This is a genomic window from Gorillibacterium sp. sgz306347 (assembly GCF_059735245.1).
On the sequence record NZ_JCAPET010000097.1, the window covers coordinates 1 to 1,534 of the forward strand.

Here is a 1,534-nt window from a genome sequence, read left to right on the forward strand (position 1 = left end):
TCGTTTTAAGCAAAATAAGCTCGCTGGCAACCGTTAGAATCACTCATGGGCTTGCACCCATCGCCAGAGATGAAAAATAACCATGCGCATCCTGTATTCTTCCCATTTTTTGCGGTCATACAGATAAGGGACAGATCAGAGGTCGGGAGAATGTTGGAGCTTACTCCGTGTTAGAATCGGACCCCCTGCAACCATGAGAATCGCCGATTGTCCTACGAGGACGTGTATAAAGTATCTGCTTTGTACAAGGTTGCATGATCTGTCCCCTATTTTGTTATCGTGACAAAAGGAGTGACTGGCGATGGATGCGATTTTGGAACGATGTGCAGGGTTAGATGTTCATCAGGACAATGTGGTGGCTTGCTTTCTGTCCGGTCCGCTGGAGGAGAAGCCCGTCAAAGAATTCGAAACCTTTGGAACCACGACCAAAGAGTTGCTTCGACTGCTAGATTGGTTGCAAGAGCGCGAGTGCAGCCAAGTGGCCCTGGAGAGTACCGGGGTGTACTGGAAACCCGTGTGGAATATCCTGGAGAATGAGTGTCAATTGACTCTCGCCAACCCTGAGCGCATCAAAAATGTACCAGGGCGGAAAACGGACTGCAACGATGCCCAGTGGATCGCGTCGCTGCATCGCTGCGGGTTAATCCAACCCAGCTTTGTTCCAGAGGAGTCCATCCGGGACTTGCGTGATCTGACCCGTTACCGGCGCAAGCTCCTGCAGAATGTCACCCAGGAAAAGAACCGGGTTCATAAAATTCTGCAGGATGCTAACGTGAAGCTTACCACCTTTCTCTCGGACATCTTCGGAGTGTCCGGCCGGGCCTTGCTGGAATCGGTGGCCAATGGGGAGAAGCTTTCGGCAGAGGACATCCGCCATAAGGTTAAATCCACGGTCAAACGCAAGGTACCGGAGTTGGTCGAAGCATTAAATGGCCGATTGCGCCAACACCATCGCAAGATGATTCGCAGACACCTGGACCATATGGCGTATCTGCACCAGGAAATCACGGAACTGGAGGATGAGATGGAATCCCTGCTGACCCCCTATCGGACGGAATTGGAATTGTTGGACACCATACCGGGAATTGACCAAGAGGCCGCGGCGAGCATCTTGGCGGAAATCGGTCCGACGATGACCCATTTTCCGACCGAAGGGCATTTAGCATCATGGTCTGGGGTATGCCCGGCCAACCATGAAAGTAACGGTAAAAAAAAACGAAAAAAGAACCGACGCGGCAATAGTGGGTTGAAATCCGTCCTATGCCAATGCAGTTGGGCGGCAATCCGGGTCAAAGATTCGCGAATCTCAGCGGTCTACTACCGTTTGGTAAAACGAATGGGCAAGCAAAAAGCCATCATGGCGGTTTGCCATCTATTAATCCGCATCATCTATATCGTGCTACGAGATAAGGTACCGTACCAAGAATTGGGGGCCAATTATCTCGGAAACCGGGAGAAGACGGTGGAGTACTGGATCCGCAAGATCAACCTCATGGGCTATGAAGTGGAGTTACGCGACATAGCAACAGCATAA

General features: G+C 51.2%; 1 protein-coding gene. It reads left to right on the top strand.

Annotated elements, in window-relative coordinates; genetic code table 11:
• The first annotated feature begins 301 nt into the window (after positions 1–301).
• Positions 302–1,534 carry an IS110 family RNA-guided transposase gene (locus AC6I6H_RS22420; protein WP_497956829.1) on the top strand — a complete coding sequence of 411 codons (1,233 nt, stop codon included), beginning with the start codon at positions 302–304 and terminating at the stop codon, positions 1,532–1,534.